Origin of the sequence: Pseudomonas sp. 21LCFQ010 (genome assembly GCF_024129905.1) — a bacterium.
In the GTDB taxonomy this organism is placed as follows: domain Bacteria; phylum Pseudomonadota; class Gammaproteobacteria; order Pseudomonadales; family Pseudomonadaceae; genus Aquipseudomonas.
Genome location: NZ_JAMYDZ010000014.1, coordinates 93,717 through 112,840, shown reverse-complemented (window position 1 = coordinate 112,840; position 19,124 = coordinate 93,717). Strand labels below are relative to the sequence as shown.

General features: G+C 56.9%; 16 protein-coding genes and 1 tRNA gene. 9 read left to right on the top strand and 8 right to left on the bottom strand.

Annotation, left to right across the window (positions count from 1 at the left end):
• Positions 1-4 precede the first annotated feature (4 nt).
• The 6 genes from NJC38_RS17065 to NJC38_RS17040 form a co-directional block, all read right to left on the bottom strand.
• Entirely contained in the window at positions 5-340 is a 336-nt protein-coding gene (locus NJC38_RS17065) for a hypothetical protein (protein WP_253116031.1), read from the bottom strand.
• 127 nt (positions 341-467) lie between these two features.
• Positions 468-740, bottom strand: coding sequence for a DUF1640 domain-containing protein (locus NJC38_RS17060; RefSeq protein WP_253116029.1), 273 nt, complete (start codon positions 738-740; stop codon positions 468-470).
• A gap of 334 nt (positions 741-1,074) precedes the next feature.
• Complete coding sequence (locus tag NJC38_RS17055) at positions 1,075-1,656, bottom strand: STY4534 family ICE replication protein (RefSeq protein ID WP_253116027.1); 582 nt, start codon at positions 1,654-1,656, stop codon at positions 1,075-1,077.
• A 117-nt stretch (positions 1,657-1,773) separates the two neighbouring features.
• A complete protein-coding gene (locus NJC38_RS17050) occupies positions 1,774-2,034 on the bottom strand; it encodes a hypothetical protein (protein ID WP_253116025.1) in 261 nt (86 codons plus the stop codon).
• A gap of 789 nt (positions 2,035-2,823) precedes the next feature.
• Positions 2,824-4,839, bottom strand: coding sequence for a DNA topoisomerase III (locus NJC38_RS17045; protein WP_253116023.1), 2,016 nt, complete (start codon positions 4,837-4,839; stop codon positions 2,824-2,826).
• 272 nt (positions 4,840-5,111) lie between these two features.
• Complete coding sequence (locus NJC38_RS17040; protein WP_253116021.1) at positions 5,112-6,806, bottom strand: DUF262 domain-containing protein; 1,695 nt, start codon at positions 6,804-6,806, stop codon at positions 5,112-5,114.
• A gap of 360 nt (positions 6,807-7,166) precedes the next feature.
• Between NJC38_RS17040 and mobH the strand changes: the two genes are divergently transcribed.
• The 3 genes from mobH to NJC38_RS17025 all read left to right on the top strand — a co-directional run bounded on the left by mobH (position 7,167) and on the right by NJC38_RS17025 (position 10,312).
• Entirely contained in the window at positions 7,167-9,041 is a 1,875-nt protein-coding gene (gene mobH, locus NJC38_RS17035) for a MobH family relaxase (protein ID WP_253116019.1), read from the top strand.
• Positions 9,041-9,964, top strand: coding sequence for a site-specific integrase (locus NJC38_RS17030; RefSeq protein ID WP_253116016.1), 924 nt, complete (start codon positions 9,041-9,043; stop codon positions 9,962-9,964). The genes mobH and NJC38_RS17030 overlap by 1 nt, the downstream gene beginning before the upstream one ends.
• A gap of 272 nt (positions 9,965-10,236) precedes the next feature.
• A tRNA-Asn gene (locus tag NJC38_RS17025) sits at positions 10,237-10,312 on the top strand.
• 154 nt (positions 10,313-10,466) lie between these two features.
• Here NJC38_RS17025 and NJC38_RS17020 read toward each other — a convergent pair.
• Positions 10,467-11,219 carry a hypothetical protein gene (locus NJC38_RS17020; protein WP_253116014.1) on the bottom strand — a complete coding sequence of 251 codons (753 nt, stop codon included), beginning with the start codon at positions 11,217-11,219 and terminating at the stop codon, positions 10,467-10,469.
• 153 nt (positions 11,220-11,372) lie between these two features.
• On the opposite strand from NJC38_RS17020, the gene NJC38_RS17015 reads away from it, so the two are divergent.
• From NJC38_RS17015 to NJC38_RS17005, 3 genes are all read left to right on the top strand, one after another.
• Entirely contained in the window at positions 11,373-12,953 is a 1,581-nt protein-coding gene (locus NJC38_RS17015) for a phage tail sheath C-terminal domain-containing protein (protein WP_253116012.1), read from the top strand.
• 15 nt (positions 12,954-12,968) lie between these two features.
• A complete protein-coding gene (locus tag NJC38_RS17010; protein ID WP_253116010.1) occupies positions 12,969-13,220 on the top strand; it encodes a hypothetical protein in 252 nt (83 codons plus the stop codon).
• 110 nt (positions 13,221-13,330) lie between these two features.
• On the top strand, positions 13,331-15,214 hold the full coding sequence (locus NJC38_RS17005) for a methyl-accepting chemotaxis protein (RefSeq protein ID WP_253116008.1): 1,884 nt from the start codon (positions 13,331-13,333) through the stop codon (positions 15,212-15,214).
• 56 nt (positions 15,215-15,270) lie between these two features.
• Here NJC38_RS17005 and NJC38_RS17000 read toward each other — a convergent pair whose 3' ends face one another.
• The gene (locus NJC38_RS17000; RefSeq protein WP_253116006.1) at positions 15,271-15,687 is read right to left on the bottom strand and encodes a carboxymuconolactone decarboxylase family protein; all 417 of its coding nucleotides are present in this window, start codon (positions 15,685-15,687) and stop codon (positions 15,271-15,273) included.
• Positions 15,688-15,903: 216 nt separating this feature from the next.
• Here NJC38_RS17000 and pdxY point away from each other — a divergent pair, with 216 nt between their 5' ends.
• The 3 genes from pdxY to hutG all read left to right on the top strand — a co-directional run bounded on the left by pdxY (position 15,904) and on the right by hutG (position 19,100).
• Positions 15,904-16,773: a pyridoxal kinase PdxY gene (pdxY, locus tag NJC38_RS16995; protein ID WP_253116004.1), complete on the top strand. Its 870-nt coding sequence runs from the start codon at positions 15,904-15,906 to the stop codon at positions 16,771-16,773.
• A gap of 175 nt (positions 16,774-16,948) precedes the next feature.
• Positions 16,949-18,166: an imidazolonepropionase gene (hutI, locus tag NJC38_RS16990; RefSeq protein ID WP_253116002.1), complete on the top strand. Its 1,218-nt coding sequence runs from the start codon at positions 16,949-16,951 to the stop codon at positions 18,164-18,166.
• Positions 18,156-19,100, top strand: a complete 945-nt coding sequence (hutG, locus tag NJC38_RS16985) for a formimidoylglutamase (RefSeq protein ID WP_253116000.1) — start codon at positions 18,156-18,158, stop codon at positions 19,098-19,100. The genes hutI and hutG overlap by 11 nt, the downstream gene beginning before the upstream one ends.
• The last annotated feature ends 24 nt before the right edge of the window (positions 19,101-19,124 follow it).

The window sequence follows — 19,124 nt, the reverse complement described above, 5'->3', positions numbered from 1 at the left end:
CTGTTCAGGCCGGCAGGCTTTCATCTGGCAAGGTGACGCGCAGCTGCACCGGAGTCTCATCGGTATAGACGATATGCAGGCGCAGGCTCAGCCAGACATGCTCATCACGTTTGCCGTGAGGCTCGAATCGATACAGGCCATAGTCGATATGGCGAGCGGAGAAACTTGCCGCCTGGTTCAGGATCTCGCGATAGGTTGATTCCAGCAGGAAGTTCAAGCGTTCGTTGACCTCCAGATAGAGGAAGTCATTGATGTAAATCGCCTGCAGCCAGGCGGCTTCGCTGATGGTAATGGGCAGCTTCAGGTACGCTATTTTTTCCGCGGTGAGTCTGTTGGGCATAGGGATGTCCTCATATCGTGAACACGAGAAGACACCGCGCCCGGACGGGGGCGTGTTTCCCCGTATGGGTTGGTTGTAGGTTTACAGAAAAGTGGTCAGGCAGAGTGTCGAGCTTTGCCAGTCCTGGTCAGGAAGTGGTGCGGCTCAATAGGTCGAAGCCCATTTTCAAAAGAGGCATGACCACGCAGACGAAGATGGCACCGAGTTGCCAGCGCATCACCTTCATTTCAGAGCGCAGCTCTGACAGTGAGGCTCCAAGCCGGGTTTCGGCCTGTTGCAGGTCAGACTTGGTTGCCAGCTTTTCCACATCCGTCTCCCAGGCATCGACGACCGCTTTTGCCTTGTCGGCGGGCACATTCGCGGCAATCAGTGCATCGTAAAGTGTCAGTGATATTTTCATGGCATCTCCATGTGCAGGACGGAGACACCCCTGACAGGTGTGTCCCGTCAGGGTAGGTCAAACAGACATCCGGACGCCGAGCTGGCTCGGCGTTGTTCGCGTGAATCGGATGTGAGGCGAACCGGGCGAATCAATGCGGCGAGCCGCACCGTAACCTTGAAGATCCGGGTTACCTGGGCAGGGTGCTGTTCACGACAGCGATACCTGTAGCAATGATTGGTTGAGTGGTGCGGTAGCGTCAATCAGACGATTCTGAAAATGTGCACCCGATTTTAGACAGGTGAGAAGAAAATGCCCTGTCAGACAGGGCATTAAGTTTGGTCAGCAAGGGTGTTCAGAAATAATCAGCCGTACGTGTCGCCATCGGACGGCTGGCCTGCGGGCGCTGTGCCTGGTTGTAGGCAGGTCTGGGCGCCGCGTAGGTGGGTTCAGCAGCATAGTGTTGCTGGGTTTCATGGTAAGTCGCCGCTTCAGCGCTTGAGTCCTGATGCGGATTGGCATGTGCCGATTGGCCTGACTCTTTTTGCGGAGCCTGGTAAGCATATTCCCCATTGATCTTGATCCAGGAGATGAACAGCAACCGGCCTTTGAGGCTGGCACCGGTCTGGCCTTTTTTGGGGCCGCGCTCGTAGGTGAAGGTTTCCACACGAATATCGCCAATCCGGAAACCGACCAGCACCTTGCGGTTGGCGGCTTCTGCTTGCTGGCAGCGGCGTACTAGGTTTTCTGCTTCACCGCCTGCGACTTTGCAGTCGATGTAGGTGTATTCGGCTTGCTCGGATGAGCCATGCAAGGCTGCAACGGTTACGGCCATGAAGGGCGCGCCCTTGCGGACCTCGACCTCGCGAATTCTGTTCAGGTAGCCAATGCCGCTGGTGTGCAGATCGAAATAAGTAGGGGTAGTTGTCTGAGTCATGGTGATTCTCCGTGAGCATTTAAGCCGGAAAGCACCTGCCCGTAGGGAAGGTTTCTTCCCGGTAGGGTTTGTTGATCAAGTGGCACCGCATAAGCGGCCAGGTAGGTGTGGGTAGTGTCAGATAAACTGATCCAGCGAGCTTCTGGAAGCCTGCTGGTCTGGTTGGGGGTGGCGAGCGGGTCTGACGTTATTGCCATACCAGAGGTCCAGGTTGATACCTTTACGCACCATGGCCGGGGTCTCGCAGAGCTTGTCGAACCTGCGTAGCCGCCAGGCTTGCCAGGCAGCGGTGATGGATAGCACCTGATTGTCTCGAAGCCAGCGACAGGCCAGGCCTGCGGTGTATCCAATGTTATACATGAGTGTGGTTGTGGGCATGGAGCCTCCTGCAGTATTTGCAAGGAGCCACGTCCCGATGGGGCGTTGATCCCCGCATGGTTGAAGTGAGCAAGCATTCTCCTGGCAAATTTGCCGGACGATCGCGTTATCGGAATGCTGGTGCGATCTTTGGGGCGGGTCAGTGTGCGTGCACACCGTAGCCTTGAAGACCCTGGCTACCTGGGCATGGACCGACCGGGTCGGTTCAACATGATCAGGAATTCTTTCAGAGGGACGGGTGTAAGCCGCAAAGGAGAAAGGTGCCGAAGTCTTGGCCTCGGCTGGAGAGATGTTCAAACCACCCATGAAACCAGGCACTGACGGCCCCTTGGCGTAGACCTGTCGTGGCTGTTTTCACCCGATCCGTATCGTGGTGGGGATCGGTATCTGCTGGCACGCATCCGCGCACAAAAGGATCCCTTTGATCACCGGTGGGCACCGGCATTGAATACTGGCTCCTGAAAGAGTGTCCTCAGCACCCTGGCCAGGGCGTTCAGGGCACTCTTCGTCGTTACCGATGGGGTAAGTAGTAGGGGCCACCGAAAGTCAGCTGGCCCTGGGTAAAGTAAACCTCTGACTCGATTTGTCCATGCACCCGCAGCAGGGTGATTGTGACGGCAACATGCCCTGGGTACAGGACGTTGGCAGAGTCGGCACGCATGTCGAGGTGAGTCGTGCCTGGGAGTGGAGCAGCTCCACATCTACTGATGACCGCCAGTAGTCAGCGGGTTTGATCCAAGCCCGGGCATTGTTCCATAAGCCCCGTAATCCGGTAAGACAGATTCACTGTCAGCGATTGCCATCCGTATTGTGCGACTTGTCAGTAGGCTTGTTCTTGCGCTTCTTGCCGGTTTCTATACTCAGGCTGCCTTTGCAAGCGGGATAGGATGAGCAGGAAAAGAACGCTCCATTCTTGCCGGTGCGCCGACGCATGGGCGCGCCGCAGTCCGGGCAGGGTGTGGGTGGTGTTTGTTGCAGGGCCAGCGTAGCGGTCGAGCATTGCTGGATCAGCCGCTCCAGCCACTGATGCTGGCCGGCCAGAAATTTCTCCAGGCTCATGCGGCCGGCCTCGATCTCATCCGATGCCTGCTCCCAGATGGCCGTCATACCCGGGTTTTTCACCAGCTCAGGAATGGCATCAATCAACGCAAATGCCGCTGTCGTCGGGCTCAGTGCACGACGTTTCTTTTCTAGGTAGCCCCGTTCAAGCAGCCCCTTGATGATCGACGCACGGGTGGCCTGGGTGCCAATCCCGGTGGTGGCCTTCAGCGTGGCTTTAAGCCGCGGATCATCAACCTGTTCGGCAATGTTCCTCATGGCCTTGAGCAGGCTGCCTTCGGTGTAAGGACGTGGCGGTGTGGTCATTAGTGATTTGAGCCCGGCACCGGTAATTGTGCAGATCTGGTCTTCACGAAGCTGTGGCAACGGCTGGGTAACAGATTCGGCATCCTTGAGTTCGGTATCCACTTCCGGCTTGAACAGCGCCTTCCAGCCCATGACGGCGATTTGTTTGCCGGTTGCGCCGATGTGCTGACTGCCCGTCACCAGTTTGACCCGGGTACGATCATATTCATGATCGGGAAGAAACTGCGCCAGGTAGCGACGACGGATCAGGTCGTAGACCTTGAGCTCCTTCTCGGACATCTTGGTGATGTCCACCGGCTCGGTGGTCGGGATAATGCCGTGGTGAGGCCCGTCCAGATGTTTGTCACTCCATGCGGCAGAGATCTGCTGTCGATTCAGGCTGGCCAGTATGGGCTGCAAGGATGCGTCACTTTTGCCCAGTGCCTCGAGCACGGTCGGCACTTCTTCAAGCATGCTTTCCGGCAGGTAAGGGCACTCGGTGCGCGGGTAGTGGGTGGCCTTGTGGGTCTCGTACAGCGATTGAGCAATGTTCAGCGTCTCGTCCACTGCCATGCCGAACTGCCGATCACATTGCTCCTGCAGGGCGGCCAGATCGAACGGCAGAACGGGGCGTTCGGTCTTGCGTTCAATGACCAGCTCAACCACACGGGCCTGGCCTGAGGCTAACTGAGTGGATACGTGCTGTGCCATCGGCTGGTTGATGCACCGGCCATCAGCGTCAAGACACTCAGCGGGAGGTAACCACTTGCCGACGAAGCTGTGTCCGTCAGCAAGCAGATTGACCTCCACTTCCCAGAAGGGCTTTTTGACGAAACTCGTGATTGCCCGCTCGCGGATCACCACAAGATTCAGGGTCGGCGTTTGTACACGTCCAACGGTCAGCACTTGATCATGTCCATCACGTCGCGCCATAAGCGTGAACAGCCGGCTGAGGTTCATGCCGATCAGCCAGTCCGCGCGTGAGCGAGCCAGCGCCGCGTGATAGAGGCCCACGGTTGATTCGCCGGGCCTCAGCTCGGCCATGGCTTTGCGGACGGACTGAGGGTTGAGTGCCGACAGCCACAGGCGCCGTACCGGCCCGCGATAGCCGCAGAAGTCCATGATTTCACGTGCGATCAGCTCACCCTCACGATCAGCATCGGTCGCAATCACCAACTCACTGGCCTGCGCCAATAGCTTCTTGACCGCCTTGAACTGGCTGGCGGTCTTGGCCTTCACCTCGACCTTCCAGACATCCGGAATGATCGGCAGATGGTCCAGCGTCCAAGCCTTGTAGCGTGGGTCATACGCATGAGGCGGGGCAGTTTCGAGCAAGTGCCCGATGCACCAGGTCACGCATATACCGTTGCCGGTCAGGCAGCCGTCACCACGTGCGTTTGCACCAAGGACTCGGGCGATATCCTTGGCCTGTGAGGGTTTTTCGCAGAGGAACAGGCGCATGTCTCAGTCCATGTAGTCAGGAGTGATAACCATGGCATGGGGTGCTACGGGGGGAGAGTGGAAAACTGGTTTGAGGTGGTTGGGTAATTCAGATGCAGGGCTGGGATTTGTTGTCGTTTGGAACGGTGAACTGCTACTGGCTAGTTATTAGTAATCTGCCTGCGTAGCATACGGCATCTCATTCGCTGGCAGCAGTCGAATCAGAGTGGGGGTGGCCCCCACGAGTTCAAGACGTGGGGTACTCAAAAGCCGAGTCGTTTCATCCGATAAAGTTAAAGCATGGTCATCAGGGCTGCTACGATTTTTTCATGTCGCTCTTGGATGGCGTCCTGTCCCCACACTCGACCATTACTCACGAAGCTCGCGATCTCTCGCTGCTGGAAGTTGTAGGTGTAGGTTTCCAGTTTCTGTTTGAACGGGATGTTGCCGACCGCACAGTTATGGTATTTGGGCAGGAGTAGGTAGTTGCCGAGACAGTTTAGATACTCCTCTCTGAAGGTCTCATCATAGGTGTCGTAACCGTGGGGGGATGCCGATGGCTCAGTGGTGGGAGCGATGTGCTCCAGCTCTGGGCGTTCAACATCACTATAGCGCGTTAGTTTATAGCCGCGCTGGCCAGATATTTGAAGATGTACCTCGTACTTCCATAGCAGATGCTTGGCGGTCCTATGGTTAATCCCCCCGTCTAAAGCGTCGAGAAACTTCTCATCGTTCCAATAAGCCCACCACCAATCCTTCGTGCTTTTAAGTCGACTAATCTGATCAAGAATAGGGTCTATTGATGGGTTGTCAGTAGTGAATCCCTCATAAACATCATTAATGCGGGAAGTGATATCTGCGCGCGTGCCAATTAGGCGGTGACGAATAATTAGGCTCTCGAAAGCTACGCAAAGTTTGTTCTTGCTAGAGGTGCCTAGGCCGAATTGATAGGCTTTCAGGATAAATGGAAGTGCAATAGCAATCCCGCTTAAGCTTATCAGCGAATGGATCGGAAAATGGTTTCGTTCGTCCTCGCCAAAAAAAAGCGACAGATGCTCAAAGCTTATTGCTAATGAATTGGTGAACGACTGTACGAATAAGAGCGGTTCCGGCTCAGACAACATTTTTTCGACCCGATCAAGCGCGGCGCTTTCCCAAAGAGAGTTAAAGTAAACGCGAAGGGTGTATTGCAGCACATCATCTTCATTGATTCGGTACTCAATCGCCGATATTGACTTGTAAATGGTCTCAAACCGGTTTTTTACCTCCTCAATGAGACTGTCTTTGTGGTGCTGGTCCAAACCGTGTAGATGTATGGCGTACATGAATTGCGCCTTCACTACCTCTAGGTTGGATGGTCGCTTGCCTCGATTATTCTGAAAAATGAACATTTGAATTGCTTCAGCTTCATCCCTTACAGGGTGCGTGCTACATGAAGCTTCAGACACGATTTTCAGCATGTCGGTCAGATATTCTTCAGATTGACTGCTTAGCGTTATTCTGAAGTAATCGAAAGCCGTGATTAGCCGTTTAGCTGAGGTCGTCTTTAAAGAAGGTACGTCTTGCCTGGTTTGGTTTATAACATAATCGACAAAAACTTGATTGTCATATTGGACTGTCTTGAGGCGGATCTGGCTTTCCTGCTTGATTAGGTCCTTATAGCAGTCCTGCTCATCTTCTGTAAGCGCTCGTTTACGCTGTAGGCATGTGAATAGTGCCGCTAAGAATAGGCTGATTGTGGTTAGACGTTGCTGACCGTCAATTACTCTGAACTCCCCTTGCGTCTCCTCAAATAGAAAATGTCCGAAGTAATATGGAGTCCGAGTTTTGCTGTTGCGGTATGACTCAAGGTCACGAAGGAATACATCCGTTTGCGTGGTCCGGTTCGAGTTCTCTGTAGGCGTTTCCCAAGCGTAGGCGCGTTGGTAGGTAGGAACCACGATTCGGTTGTTTGCCATCATATTACGGATGGTTGTAGACGCTTCCACGGAGCATGTCCTTATTGATAGTGGCGTAGTGCCAATCATCTCTTGAAAATAGAAATATTGCACGGTTGTCGAATAGGTGCAGCACCTTGATTCGTTAATGGCCCAAGTCTATGCCATTACGAAATGCTCGACCTGGCCCAGTCCGCGTCATCAAACCCTCTGGCAACCACCTTTTGAGGATCACCCTGAACCAGTTTTCACCTTGAGCGCATCTGACCCAGTCCGCCTAATGCAGACCCCTGAAAAGGAAATGGCAAAGGGCAAGGGAAGGGCAGCCAAGGGTAAGAGGCCTATCTGCAAAGGACTGCAATCTGACCCTGGACAGAAAAAGGCTCTCATCAAACTGGATTCGAGGATGAAATGATCTGGCCGCTGAAATGGAGACAAGCAAAAGGCTCTGCTCCGATAGCTGAAGCGCCTCTGCAAGATGGTTCGCATCGTCCAATGAATGCTTCCGAACTGCTCGACACCCCACGTCGGCGGCGCATTCTGGAGCACATCTGGCAAAAGACCTGCTTGTCGCGTGAGCAGTTTCAGCGTTTGTACATGGAGCCCATTCAGCGTTTCGCGCAGATGGTCCAACAGATTCCTGCATCGCAGAATCATCATCATGCTTATCCGGGCGGCATGCTTGATCACGGGCTTGAGATCGTTGCCTATGCACTCAAGCTCCGGCAGTCGTATCTGTTGCCATTGGGCGCAGCACCTGAAGCGCAGGCCGCGCAGGCGGATGTCTGGACTGCAGCGATTGCGTATGCGGCTCTGTTGCATGATCTCGGCAAGATCGTTGTGGACGTGGATGTCATTCTGGAAGGTGGCCAGCCTTGGTATCCATGGCACGGCGCAATTTCGGCGGACTACCGTATCCGCTATCGGGCAGAGCGTGAGTACCGGCTGCATGGTGCGGCAGCCGGGCTGGTCTACATGCAGATCCTGCCAGCGCATGTTCTGGATTGGTTGTGTGCGGTTCGTGAAGTCTGGACGCCGTTCATTTTTCTGCTGGCAGGGCAGTATGAGCATGCAGGAATTCTTGGCGAACTGGTCGTCCAGGCTGATCGCGCATCCGTTGCTCAGGAGCTTGGTGCGAATCCTGATAGGGCTGCCAGAGCGCCGATCAGTTCTTTGCAGCGTCAACTCGTCGATGCGCTGCGCTTGCTGGTGACTGAGCAGCTCAAATTGAATGAATCAGGTGCCGCAGATGGCTGGCTGACCCAGGATGCGCTCTGGCTGGTCAGCAAAACCGTCGCTGACAAACTGCGGGCTCACCTGCTCGCGCAAGGTACAGAGGGCATACCGGCTTCAAACCCGACGCTGTTTAATCTGCTGCAAGATCAAGGCCTGATTTTGCCCAACGAGTCGGGCAAGGCTATCTGGAAAGCCACGGTGACTGGCGGGAGCTGGCAGCAGACCTTGACGTTTATCAAGCTCTCGCCGGTATTGATTTGGGCAGACACTGAGCGACCCGCCGTATTTTCAGGTGCTGTTACGCCAGGCGAGTGTGATTCGGCCGCACAAACGGACGCGGGCAAACATCCGGGCAGCGAGGGCAAGAAGTCTGCCGCGCCAGACACCAATGTCGTCACGCATGATCGCAAGCAAGCAGACACTGCAAAGCAGGTGTCGGAGCTAAAAGACGATAAAGCCGGTGATGAGGTCGAACTTTTACTCAGTCTTCTAAGTTTTACTACGCCTGCAGAACGCGCAGACGGGGCGAATGTATCAGATCGTTGTGACGTGGTTCAAAGTCATCCCGATGATGATTCCTGTAATCCTGTAAGAGAACTCTTTAAATCCACTGAACCGCTTAAATTAGGTGCAAGTGGATCTACACTGGGGCATGCCTTCATGGGCTGGCTCAAAAAAGGGGTGATCGACCATAAAATAGTCATCAATGATGCAAGGGCCAAAGTTCATACGGTTGCAGGTACGGTTTTCCTGGTAACGCCTGAGCTCTTTCAGCGCTATGCCCAGGAGCATGTGGATCTGGCAGCTATTGCAAAGAAAGAAGGCGTCAGCGATTGGCGAATGGTGCAGCGTGCTTTTGAAAAGCTCGGGCTGCACGAAAAGAGGCATGACGGATTGAACATATGGACGTGTGAAATAAAAGGGCCGCGCAAGGCACGTACGCTTAAAGGCTATCTACTCAAAGAGCCTTCGGATCTGTTTGCAACGGTGCCCTACGACAATCCCTACCTCGAATTGTTGACGTCATCACAAAAAGGGGAAGACCTGTAATGTGTTCGATATCAGATTTGCTCAAAGCTTATATTGCCGAAAAACGCTTGAGAAAGAGCACGTGCGATTCGTATGGCGTCGCTGCAAGGGCACTTATTCGACGGTTTGGGGATTGTCTGCTGGACGAAATCGACAGGGAGGCGATTCTTCAGTGGCGCATGGAGGTTCTGGACGTCAACCTGAAGGCTGTGAGCTGGAATACCTACATGCGCCAGCTACGGATTCTCTACCAGTTTGGCCTGCAGACAGGGATGATGGAAGGCATCAACAACCCGTTCGAAAACCTGCAGGTGCGATGCCTCAAACGACCCAACAAGACGGTGAAAAAATCCACCATAAAGTTTGCCAGGGGATACCTGGATGTCTTGCACACGCAGGAGACCAAGTGGCAGCAACTGAGTGAGATTCACCCGGCGTGGTTCTGGCGAACTGTATTTGAGGTTTTGGTTTGTACCGGCATTCGCGCCAACGAGCTGCTGAATTTAAGAACCTGCGATATTGACCTGCAGGAAGGGTTGCTGCGGGTGTCTGCCGAGTTTTCAAAAAACTATCATGAGCGGAAAATTCCTATTCATGACAATCTGGTGCCTTACCTTCGACAGCTAATCTTCAATGCACGCAAAAAGCACATCACTCCCGAGCAGCAGTTGTTTAATGTCAACGTTTTTTCTGACAGGCACTCCCGAAAAACCATGGACATGAATCAGCTATCCAGCTTTTTCAAGCGCTTGTCACGCCACTCACCTGAAAGAATAAGCCCGCACCGATTGCGGCACACCATTGCCACCGAGTTGATGCGTGATCCTGATCGCAATATTCATACGGTGAAGAACATCATGGGGCATCAGAACATTGCTACAACCATGAAGTATGTGGCTGTCAATCAAACCCAGATGCGTGAACTGATAAACACGATCGCCTGAATTAAACAAAAATATACATCGGCAAACCTGTTTGACTTGATTGCACAAAGGCACTAATTTGCAGGCTGTGACGGCAGGTGGCCGTCAAAGCTGTGGTGCGGATTTTCGAATTTTTGGCAACTGGTCTGACCCGCGACTGTGGACCCCAAGCTTGATGGTGCCCGACACTGAGCGCGCTGGGATGCAGGTGAGCATGCGAACCTACTGATTTTTCTGGTTTTTTTTGTCATGAGTATTGACAGGAAAAATGAGGGCAGTATGATTGCACCCATTCCGCGATAGCTCAGTTGGTAGAGCAAGTGACTGTTAATCACTGGGTCCCTGGTTCGAGTCCAGGTCGTGGAGCCAGACCAAGAGAAGGGCGACTACTGAGAGGTAGTCGCCCTTTTTCGTTTTTGCAGGTTTCTGTCGTTCACCGCTTCATGTCTGCATTCACGCAGGGCTGGTCTGGATGTCTGGCGCTGACTGCCTCGCTGACGTTCTTGATGGTGCCCGATAGCGTTCATCTGCCTTCTGTACTGATGCGTAACTGCTCCAGCAAAAAACGACGCGCAGCGCGAGAGGCCGTGCTGATGCTGCTTGGATGCTGAATTCGATAGCATTGAATACGCTGCTGTAGCTTGAATCGCCAGAGTTGATTAAGCGCGATTCCCTGCTCGCAGAAATCGCCCAGCTCGCTGCATACACTCGATTCGCCCTTGTGAGGAAAGTAGCCTTGGCGAAACTTTGCACTGCTGGCACCGTTCGCGAAAATAATGATGTCGGGCTGCAGGATCTTTACTTGGGCTTTAAGCAACTGCTCTGAGATTGCCAACAGTTTTTTGAAGTGCTCCCAGCGCACCGGAGACTTCTTGTTCCAGGCGAAGCAGAACAGATTTGCCCAGGCGATAGCTGCAGAACCATGTTGGTCGGCCAGATCGCGCAGCAGATTGAAGAAACTTTCGCCCCGGTCTCTGGGGCGGGTTATGAACCTGGCAAGGTGGTCTTGCTGGGTAGCCATGGCTTTGCAGATATACGTTTCCAGGCTCTCGAATGTTTCTTCGCCTTTAAGCACGTCCCAGCGGCGGGTTTCACGCCCGACCACCAGAATTTTTTGCGGTGCGCATTGGTAGTCAGGCGAGGTGCCCGGCAGGAACAGGCCAGAAAGCTTGGCGTATTGCGCTTCGTGGGATCGGCTACGATCAAGCCAGTGCTGTGGCAGCCCTTTGAGTATTTCGTGGTAGGCACTGGCCAAGCGTTGTTGCGTGTTATCCATTCGCAGCGTCCTGAGTGATATTGTCGTAATATCAAAAACAGCGAAGGCATTCAAATTGTGTTTAAGGGTGTGCAAGTCTGTAGTTGACGTGCAGTCACACGTACCGACTCCGCCCATACGTCCACTCCATCCATGACCTTTCAAGGACGAGCAATGGCTACCAGCTACTCAACACCCGGCGTATACATCAATGAAGTCAACGCCTTCCCCAATTCAGTGGTGCCGGTAGCCACGGCGGTGCCGGCGTTCATCGGCTACACGCCACGGGCGGACTATCAAGGCCAGTCGTTCTATAACAAGGCGCAGAAAATTTCCTCGTTCGCCGAGTTTCAGGCGTTGTTCATGCTTGATAATCCGCCGCCACCGGCGGACCCGGCACGGCAATACAGCCCGCAGTACTATCTGGTGCCGCAGTCGTCGGAACCCGCGCCCGCAGACGCCCTGACCCTCAACGGCCAGTGTTATGTGGTGTTGCCTGACCCCAACACCCTTTATTACCTGTACAACAGTGTGCGGCTGTTCTACCAGAATGGTGGCGGCGATGCCTACATCGTGGCGGTGGGCACTTATGGTCCTGCCAGCCACAAGCCGCTGGCAGCCCCGGCCGCTGCGGTGGTCAATCCCAATGTGCAACTGACTGATCTGCAACGCGGTCTGGCCTTATTGCGCAACGAACCGGAACCGACCCTGTACATCTGCCCTGAAGCCACACTGCTGTCGGTTGCCGACAACGGCACGCTGATGCAAGGCATGCTGTTGCAGGCTCAGCAGATGGGCACGGCAGTGTGTGTGTTCGACGTGATTGGCGGTGCCAATCCGGACCCGGTTCTGTACACACAAGACATCCAGACCTTCCGCGATAATACGGGCAGCAATGGCTTGAGCTACGGCGTGGCCTACTATCCGTTTATCGGCACTACCATCATGCAGCAGGCGGATATCGACTTCACCAACCTGTTCGGTGGTGATGTCAGCCGGTTGGCTGCGCTGCTCAACCCGCCTTCGGCACCCAATCCGGCGGCGGCCAAGCTGTTGGAGATGATTCAAAATCCGCCGGCCAACCCGATGAGCAATAGCCAGTTGCAAGCCGCATTGCTCAGTGCCAGCGCGGTCTACAGCCAGATCGTCACTCAGGTGCTGGCGTGCACCAACCTGCTGCCGGCCAGTGGTGCGATGGCCGGTGTGTACACTGTCAACGACAACAACGGCGGAGTATGGCAAACACCGGCCAACGTCGGGATCATGGGCGCCATCGACCTGCCGATCCGCTTAACGGACGCTCAGCAGGCTAATCTGAATATCGACGCGGTGTCTGGCGAGTCGATCAACGCCATCCGCTTTTTCAACGGTCAGGGCATTCTGGTCTGGGGGGCGAGAACCCTGGACGGCAACAGCCAGGACTGGCGCTACATTTCAGTACGGCGCACGGTGATTTTCCTGGAGCAATCGATAAAACAGGCCGTCAGGGCCTATGTTTTCCAGCCCAACGATGCCAACACCTGGGCTGCAGTGAAATCCATGATTACCAGTTTCCTGACCCAGGTCTGGCAGGAGGGCGGGTTGCAAGGAGCCTCACCAGCGGATGCATTTCAAGTCGATGTAGGTTTGGGAAGCACGATGACCGCCGACGATTTACTCAACGGCTACCTGAACGTATCCGTGAAGGTCGCAGTCGTGCATCCGACAGAGTTTCTGGTCATCAGCTTCCAGCAGCAACAGGCCAAATCCGGCTGACTCAAAGGTGTCCGGATGGTTGAATCGCTGAGCGTGGTGAGCAGATTTTCAGCCTGGATTTTACAAAATGTCACAACAAGCGCCTGTTTCAAAAATCTGATCATTCGTCCTGCCAATGCGCGGCACTATCAGGCTCAGCCGCGCAGCGTCCATCCTCCAAACGTCTCATGCGCCGCGGTAACCCGCGACGCAGAGCGTTCCAACAGCTATTGGCCGCTGTTCAACGGCATCCACCTCGTTGCGCGCCGTAATGTAACGCAAGTGTAAAATGCCGTTTGTGAGCATTAAGTTTGTATTTAAGTGGATTGTATTGATTTCAAATCGCCATTACCTTGCGCGACAGATTTTGTTGTCCGGCTAGTCAAGGGAGTGTGCCGTTGAAAATCGTCCATAAAGTCAGCATGGCCGCTGCAGCTGTATTGTTTCTCACCACCGGTCTGTTATCGGTTTCCCAGGTCACCCAGGTGCGCAGTTCACTGGACCGTCAGGTCTCTGCCAGCATTGCCGAGTCCAGTGGTGCGCTGGCTCGGCAGATTGAAAACTGGCTGGGAGCCAAGCTCAAACTCATCGATCTGGTGGCGCAGAACATCGACAGCGATTACAGCCCCGCGCATGTATTACGCGTCATCCACAGCCCGATGCTCAGCGATGAATTCATCATGATCTTCGGCGCGCTGCAAAGTGATGGCAAACCCATTTCCAATCTTTCGTCCTGGAAGCCCAAGGCCGACTGGGACGGTCGCACACGGCCCTGGTATGCAACCGGCAAGGCAGCCGACAAAGCCGTGCTGAGCGATCCCTATGTGGATTCGACGACCCAGGAAACGCTGATTTCCGCCGTGGTGCCGCTGCGTGATAACGGCCAGTTCCTGGGCGTGATGGGCGGCGATATTCGGTTGAAGGCGATCAGTGATGCGGTCAACACCCTGGACTTCAACGGGGCGGGCTACGCGTTTTTGCTCAGCAAGAACGGCAATATCATTTCGCACCCCAACACAGAGCTCAACGCCAAAAACTACAGCGAACTGTTTGCCGGCCAGCAGCCGACGTTGACCGGCAAACTTCAGGAGGTTCAGGTTGATGGCAAGGACCTGCTGGTGGCCTTCACCCCGTTGACCAACCTGCGCAGTGCTGACTGGTACATCGGGGTTGTACTTGATGAAAAGATCGTCATGGCCGAGGCCGACAACCTGAGCAAGTGGGCGATCATCGCCACTGTGCTGGGGGTCATCATCAGCCTGCTGCTGTTGAGTACCTTCATGAAGCAGCTGCTCAAGCCGCTTGATCTGTTGCAGCGTTCGATCAAAGAGGTCAATAGCGGTGAGGGCGACCTGACCCGCCGCTTGCCTGCCCATGGCAACGATGAAGTGGCGAGTGTGTCCCGGGAATTCAACCTGTTTCTCGAAAGCCTGCAAGGCTTGATCGGTCAGGTGCTGGGCTCGTCGCGCCAAGTGCGCGAGAGCACCGCAGCAACCTCTCGCGAAGCGACCCAGGCCGATAGCCGCTTGCAGCGTCAGTTGCAGGAGCTCGATCAGTTGGCCACTGCGATGCAGGAAATGTCCTCGACCGCCGATGACGTGGCCCACAACGCTCAGGCCGCCGCGCAGGCGGCACTGGCGGCAAATCAGGAAGCCGAAAGCGGCGAACACGTGGTGCAGCGTTCAACCGAGGCGATCCGTCATCTGGCGGTCGAAATGGAGGAAACCGGCCAGGCGATCCTGGAGCTGGCGCGGTTCAGCGACAACATCGAGTCGATTCTGGGGGTCATTACCAGCATCGCCGAGCAGACCAACCTGCTGGCGCTCAACGCGGCGATTGAGGCCGCCCGTGCCGGTGAGTCAGGACGTGGTTTTGCCGTGGTGGCCGATGAGGTGCGGACCCTGGCGTCGCGCACCCAGCAATCGACCCAGGAAATCCGCCAGATGATCGACCAGTTGCAGTCTGGCGTGCAGCAAGCCGAGTCCCGCATGCAAAAGAACCGCGACAGCGCGAGCAGAACCGCCGAACAGGCCGGTGCGGCCAACCAGATGCTGGTGCGAATCCGTCAGGCGATTGTGCGCATCAACGACATGAACACCCAGATCGCAACGGCGGCCGAAGAGCAGAGCGCGACCACCGAAGAGATCAACCGCAACACCACCAACATTCGTGACCTCAGCCACGAAGTGGCGGCCGGTACTGAAGAGCAGGTGCGCCAGTGCTCGATGATGGTCGAGCAGGTGCAGCAGCAGGGGCAGTTGTTGGGGCGTTTCAACGTGTGACGCTTAGGCTTGACTCACTGCGCGAGCGACGCCGCGCGTAAACGGCCCCATAGCCGTTACGTCGGCTCGCTGGCCTGGTCAGCCTGGAACTTCTTCACCACTTCGTGGGCGATCTTGAAGCTGTCCAGCGCCGCGGGCACGCCGCAATAGATGCAGGCCTGGAGGAGGATTTCCTGGATTTCCTCCGGGGTGACGCCGTTGTTCAGCGCGCCCAGCACATGCAGACGGACTTCGTTGGGGCGGTTCAGGGCGGTGAGCATCGCCAGGTTGAGCATGCTGCGGGTCTTGCGCTCCAGGCCCGGCCGGGTCCAGACCTCGCCCCAGCACCATTCGGTGGTGATCTTCTGCATCGGAATCATGAAGTCTTCGACCTCATTGACCGAACGATCCACATATTCAGCGCCCAGCACTTCGCGGCGCACTTGCAGGCCTTTCTTGAATTGCGGGTTATCGAACTCATCGCGCAGCGGCATGGTGCGGTCCTCTTCTCGGCGGCTTCAGGTCACGGTGGGTCGGTCGCTGGTATACCAGCGACGTCAGGCTCTACTTTAGCCGCTTCTTCGAATGACGAAAAAGTCATAGTTTTTATCCAGTGCATTCCTGCCTGGAATGTGGCCAGTGGCAGGCATGCCGGTATGATGGCTTGATTGTGCTCACCCCACGTCTGAACAATAGGACCCCTTGCTGCCATGCCCCACAGTCATCCGCCGTACGTCTTGTCCATCCAGTCCCATGTCGCCCTCGGCCATGTCGGCAACGACGCCGCGGTATTCCCGTTGCAGCGCCTGGGGTTTGAGGTCTTGCCGGTGCACACCGTGCAGTTCTCCAACCACACCGGCTATGGCCAGTTTCGCGGTCAGGTGTTCGATGCCGAGCACATTCGCGAGGTGCTCGCCGGGTTGCGTGACCGGGGCGTGTTGTCCAGGGTCTCGGCGGTGCTGTCGGGTTATCTGGGCGATGCGGGGATCGGTGCAGTGATCCTTGAGGCGGTCGACGAGATTCGTCGCGACAACCCGGCGGTGCGCTATCTGTGTGACCCGGTGATGGGCGACGTGGGTCGTGGGGTGTTCGTCAACCCGGCGATTCCGGATTTTCTGCGCAACCTGGCCATACCTCACGCGACGATTGTCACGCCCAATCAGTTCGAGTTCGAGCTGCTCACCGGCAGCCGGCTTGTCAGTGTTGAAGATGCGGTGCGCACCGCGCGGCAACTGCGCGGCCGTGGGCCGGATGTGGTGGTGATCACCAGCCTGGCCACGCCGGATATTCCTGCCGATCAGCTCGGTACCCTGGCGGTCAACGGCGAGGGCGCCTGGTTGGTCAACACCCCGCGTCTGGCCCTGCATCCACTGCCCAACGGCATGGGCGACGTGTTCTCGGCGACCTTACTGGCGCGCCTGCTCAGCGGCCAGCCGCTGCCGCGCGCGCTGGAGCTGGCTACGGCGACGCTGTTCGGGCTGGTCAAGGCCACCGCCGAAGGCTCGCGTGACTTGCCGCTGGTGGTGGCGCAAGAGCAGATCGTGGCGCCGCTGGAGGCCTATCCGGCGGTGGCGCTCTAGCCGAAACAGCGCAACCAGCGGCAGATTGAGCGTCATGCCTAGCGATATGTATATACAATAAGCCCGTTAACTGTGCCTGATGTGGCAGTTATCGGGCTTTCTTTTGTCTGGAGGTTGACCTTTTCGCGGGATGAGCGCTAAATGTATATACATTAAACAAGAAAAGGCATGACAAATGCTCTCCACTGCATCCGGGCGCCTGCTCTGGCGCGAGGTCACCCTGTTTGACGGGCAACAGCAACTGCCTGAGCCCATGGCCGTGCTGGTCGAGCAAGGCCGCGTTGCGGCGCTCTGGGCAGAGAAGGACTTTGATCCTGTGCTGGCTGTCGGCACCGAAGAAGCAGGGCGGGGCGGCGTGATGACGCCGGGGCTGGTCGACTGCCATACCCACCTGGTGTATGCCGGTGATCGCGCAGTGGAGTTCGAGCAGCGTTTGCAGGGCGTCAGTTACGAGCAGATCGCCCGCGCCGGTGGCGGGATTCTCAGCACCGTGCGTGCCACCCGCGCTGCCACGGAAGATGAGCTGATCGCGGCCAGCCTGCCGCGTCTGGACGCCTTGCTGGCCGATGGTGTGACCACCGTCGAGATCAAGTCCGGCTACGGCCTGACCCTTGAAGACGAACTGAAGATGCTGCGTGTGGCGCGCCGCCTGGGTACGCTGCGCCCGGTCCGGGTCGTCACCACCTTGCTCGGCGCCCATGCCTTGCCGCCCGAATATGTCGGCAACAGTGACGGCTACATTGATCTGGTCTGCCAGCAGATGATCCCGGCCGCTGCGCAACAGGGGCTGGCCGATGCCGTCGATGTGTTCTGCGAAGGTATCGCCTTTTCCCCGGCGCAATGTGAGCGAGTATTCCAGGCAGCCATCGCCCATGGCCTGGCGATCAAGGCGCATGCCGAGCAGTTGTCGAACCTGGGTGGCAGCGCGCTGGCCGCACGCTATGGCGCCCTGTCGGTGGACCATATCGAATACCTCGACGAGGCCGGCGTACGTGCCATGGCCGAGTCCGGCACCGCTGCGGTGCTGCTGCCGGGTGCCTTCCATGTACTGCGCGAGACCCAGCAGCCGCCGATTGCCCTGTTGCGCCAGTACGGCATCCCTATGGCCCTGGCCAGCGATGCCAACCCCGGCACCTCGCCGATCTGCCTGCCGACCCTGATGGCCAATCTGGCCTGCACGTTTTTCCGTCTGACCCCCACCGAAGCCCTGGCCGGCATGACCGCCCATGCGGCCTATGCGCTGGGCCACAAGGAGCTGGGTCGGATCGCCGTGGGCGCACCGGCCGACTTGTGCCTGTGGGATGTCCGTCACCCGGCCGAACTTGCCTATGCCATCCAGGCTGGCCGTCTGCGCCAGCGCGTTTTTGCAGGAGTCGTTACTTATGTTCGCTGATCGTCAGAGCCTGGACGCCTGGAGCGGGCGCGTCGATCCGGAGCAGGACAGCGCGCGCTGGCACCAGCGCATCCAGCCCTGGGCTGCGAGCGCGGTCCCTGGTCTGGCGCTGCTGGGTTTTGCCTGTGACGAAGGTGTGCGCCGCAACCACGGCCGTACCGGTGCAGCGGCCGGGCCGCTGGCGATGCGCAAGGCGCTGGCCAATCTGGCCTGGCATCGCCAGGGGCCGGCTTACGATGCCGGTGACGTGGTCTGTGATGACGCTGATCTGGAGGCCGCGCAGCAACGTTTGGCCGACGGTGTGTGCCGGCTGCTCGACGACGGCCACCTGCCGGTGGTGCTCGGTGGCGGTCATGAAGTGGCGTACGGCAGTTGGTCGGGACTGGCGCAGCACTTTGCCGGGCGGGCGGACACCCCGCGCATCGGCATCGTCAACTTCGATGCGCACTTCGACTTGCGAGATTTCAGCCAGACCCGTTCCTCTGGCACGCCGTTTTCACAGATCGCCGAGCAATGCGCCGCGCGTGGCTGGCCGTTTTTGTATGCCTGTGTCGGTGTAAGCCGCGCCAGCAATACCCAGGCGCTGTTCAACCGCGCAACCGAGCTCGATGTGCTGGTCCGTGAGGATCACCAGATCCGCGAAGCCACGCTGCAGGTGATCGGTGATGAGCTGCACGCGTTTGCCCGCAGCTGTGACGCGCTGTACCTGACCATCGACATCGATGTACTGCCGGCCAGCGAAGCGCCAGGCGTCAGCGCGCCGGCGGCGCGGGGCGTGCCCATGCACCTGCTCGAATCGCTGATCGAGCGCTTGCGTGACAGCGGTCGGTTGCGGCTGATCGACCTGGCGGAGCTCAACCCTGCGTTCGATATCGACAGCCACACCGCCAAGGCGGCGGCGCGGCTGATTCATACCCTGGCGCTAGGCGGCTGAACGCTGACGGCAAGTTTTTCAAGA

What these genes read in the sequence shown, in the direction of transcription:
- NJC38_RS17065 (WP_253116031.1), bottom strand. Translation starts at nt 340, where the DNA reads ATGCCCAACAGACTCACCGCGGAAAAAATAGCGTACCTGAAGCTGCCC.
- NJC38_RS17060 (WP_253116029.1), bottom strand. Translation starts at nt 740, where the DNA reads ATGAAAATATCACTGACACTTTACGATGCACTGATTGCCGCGAATGTG.
- NJC38_RS17055 (WP_253116027.1), bottom strand. Translation starts at nt 1,656, where the DNA reads ATGACTCAGACAACTACCCCTACTTATTTCGATCTGCACACCAGCGGC.
- NJC38_RS17050 (WP_253116025.1), bottom strand. Translation starts at nt 2,034, where the DNA reads ATGCCCACAACCACACTCATGTATAACATTGGATACACCGCAGGCCTG.
- NJC38_RS17045 (WP_253116023.1), bottom strand. Translation starts at nt 4,839, where the DNA reads ATGCGCCTGTTCCTCTGCGAAAAACCCTCACAGGCCAAGGATATCGCC.
- mobH (WP_253116019.1), top strand. Translation starts at nt 7,167, where the DNA reads ATGATCTGGCCGCTGAAATGGAGACAAGCAAAAGGCTCTGCTCCGATA.
- NJC38_RS17030 (WP_253116016.1), top strand. Translation starts at nt 9,041, where the DNA reads ATGTGTTCGATATCAGATTTGCTCAAAGCTTATATTGCCGAAAAACGC.
- NJC38_RS17020 (WP_253116014.1), bottom strand. Translation starts at nt 11,219, where the DNA reads ATGGATAACACGCAACAACGCTTGGCCAGTGCCTACCACGAAATACTC.
- NJC38_RS17015 (WP_253116012.1), top strand. Translation starts at nt 11,373, where the DNA reads ATGGCTACCAGCTACTCAACACCCGGCGTATACATCAATGAAGTCAAC.
- NJC38_RS17010 (WP_253116010.1), top strand. Translation starts at nt 12,969, where the DNA reads ATGGTTGAATCGCTGAGCGTGGTGAGCAGATTTTCAGCCTGGATTTTA.
- NJC38_RS17000 (WP_253116006.1), bottom strand. Translation starts at nt 15,687, where the DNA reads ATGCCGCTGCGCGATGAGTTCGATAACCCGCAATTCAAGAAAGGCCTG.
- pdxY (WP_253116004.1), top strand. Translation starts at nt 15,904, where the DNA reads ATGCCCCACAGTCATCCGCCGTACGTCTTGTCCATCCAGTCCCATGTC.
- hutI (WP_253116002.1), top strand. Translation starts at nt 16,949, where the DNA reads ATGCTCTCCACTGCATCCGGGCGCCTGCTCTGGCGCGAGGTCACCCTG.
- hutG (WP_253116000.1), top strand. Translation starts at nt 18,156, where the DNA reads ATGTTCGCTGATCGTCAGAGCCTGGACGCCTGGAGCGGGCGCGTCGAT.